A 1,969-nucleotide genomic window follows, 5' to 3' on the forward strand; every position below is an offset into this window, starting at 1 on the left:
CGCGCCCGCCGGTGCCCCGCCCCCCGTACGGCCCGTCCCCTCCGCCGGCACCGTCAGGTCCGCGTCGACCAGCAGCACGTCGAACCGGCGCCCGTCGGCCGCACCCCGCTCCAGCGCCCGCAGCGCCGCCTGGACGCTGCCGGCCGCCGAGACCTCGACGTCCTGCTCGGCCGCGAGCGCGGCGGACAGGGACTCGGCGAAGATGCGGTGGTCGTCGACCACCAGCACACGGATACGTTGCATGTCGTCCCCTGGCAGTGCGGGTACGTCACCCCCGTGACGAGGGAAGAGATGCGCGTGCCGGGGACCTTCGCCCCGCCGGGCCCCCTCCCACACCGATGGTCGTGGGGAGGACACCGGCCGCGCTCGTGCTGCCCGCCCGGCATCGCTGCCCGGCGTGGCCTGCACGGCCGCACCGCCCCCAGACTGGCACCGGCCCCCACCGGTGCAATGCGTACGACTCAGGGTAAGGCCGGGCGATGACAACGGAAACCGATTGGCGAAATCGCTTGCACAGGGCGTCAACTGAGAGACATGTTCCGAATCGAGACACGCGCCGACGAGCGACGACGGCACCTCGTGCACCAGCGCCTGCGCGAGAACAACTCCCGCACCTCCCCCGCGATGCGCCGCCTGCGCGGTACGGCTGCGGATTCCGAAGTGCCCGTCGAGGTCTACGCATTGGACGGCGAGCGGCTGCTCGGCGGTCTCGTCGGCAACGCCTGGGTTGGGGGCACCTCCCAGGCCGGAGGCCGAGGGGGAGGCTGCACATCGAACTGCTGTGGGTGGACGAGGAGTTGCGCGCCGCCGCGGCACGCGGGGACACGGCCCCAGGCGGCGCCCCAAAGGGACCGGGCCACCGCCTGGGCTCCCGTCTGATGGCGCAGGCCGAGCAGCACGCACGCGACGAACTCGGCTGTGTGGGCTGCCGCGTGGAGACCTTCGACTTCCAGGCGCCCGGCTTCTACTCGAAGCTCGGCTACACCCTCGTCGGCACCGTCGAGGGCTATCCGCCCGGCTGCTCCCCCACGCTGCCGCTGGGAGGTGCCCCCAGACCACATCCTCGTCAAGCGGCTGTGACCCGCCGCGCGCCCGGCCCCGGTACCGCCTCGAAGATCCGCGGCTCCCGGTGCCCGGCGGACGCGAAGGACTCCGTGACCGCCTTGGCGACGGAATCCGCGGCGTCCGCCCGTACGAGCACGATCGCCGAGCCGCCGAAGCCGCCGCCCGTCATGCGTGCCCCCAGTGCGCCGGCCGCCGTCGACGCCTCGACGGCCAGGTCGAGTTCGGCGCACGAGACGCGGAAGTCGTCGCGCAGCGAGGCGTGACCCTCGGTGAGCACCGGCCCGATGGCGTGCACCTGCCCCGCGTCCAGGAGGCGCAGGATCCGCTCGACGCGTTCGTTCTCCGTGACGACGTGGCGCAGCAGCGGACGCGACTCCGCGTCGCCCAGGCGTTCCAGCGCGGACGGCAGTACGGCGGCGTCGATCTCGCGGAGTGCGGCGACGCCCAGCGCCGCGGCGGCGGCCTCGCAGCCCGCACGGCGCTCGGCGTAGGCGCCGTCGCCCAGCGCGTGCTTGACGCGGGTGTCGACGACGAGCAGCCGCAGACCGTGTGCTGCGAGGTCGAACGGGACCTGCCGCCGGGCCAGATCGCGGGTGTCGAGATACAGGGCGTGCCCGGCGGTGCAGCAGGCGGCGGCCATCTGGTCCATCACGCCGCACGGGACGCCGACGAAGTCGTTCTCCGCGCGCCGGCACAGTTCGGCGAGGCGCTGCGGCGGCAGGCCCAGCCCGTACAGCCCGTCGAGGGCGACGGCCGTGGCGACCTCCAGCGCGGCGGACGAGGAGAGCCCCGCGCCCGTCGGCACGCTGCTCTCGAAGTGCAGGTCGGCGCCGCCCACTTGGTGACCCGCGTCGCGCAGCGCCCACACCACGCCGGCCGGGTAGGCGGCCCAGCCGCCGCGGTC

3 protein-coding genes and 1 pseudogene are annotated in these 1,969 nt (G+C 74.3%); 2 read left to right on the forward strand and 2 right to left on the reverse strand.

Annotated features, from left to right (window positions below; all coding sequences use genetic code 11):
* Nucleotides 1-243: helix-turn-helix domain-containing protein (locus AN218_RS29920; protein WP_141747753.1), on the reverse strand; the 243-nt coding region annotated here is incomplete at its 3' end.
* Nucleotides 244-534: 291 nt separating this feature from the next.
* On the opposite strand from AN218_RS29920, the gene AN218_RS34945 reads away from it, so the two are divergent.
* Both AN218_RS34945 and AN218_RS38955 read left to right on the forward strand, forming a co-directional pair.
* On the forward strand, nucleotides 535-879 hold the full coding sequence (locus tag AN218_RS34945; protein ID WP_338059651.1) for a hypothetical protein: 345 nt from the start codon (nucleotides 535-537) through the stop codon (nucleotides 877-879).
* Nucleotides 879-923, forward strand: a pseudogene (locus tag AN218_RS38955) (hypothetical protein); the annotation flags it as partial. The gene AN218_RS34945 and the pseudogene AN218_RS38955, both read left to right, overlap by 1 nt.
* A 143-nt stretch (nucleotides 924-1,066) precedes the next feature.
* On the opposite strand, the gene AN218_RS29925 reads toward AN218_RS38955, so the two are convergent.
* Nucleotides 1,067-1,969: galactokinase (locus AN218_RS29925; RefSeq protein ID WP_070020189.1), on the reverse strand; the 903-nt coding region annotated here is incomplete at its 5' end.

Source organism: Streptomyces nanshensis, from assembly GCF_001751255.1.
Classification (GTDB): domain Bacteria; phylum Actinomycetota; class Actinomycetes; order Streptomycetales; family Streptomycetaceae; genus Streptomyces; species Streptomyces nanshensis_A.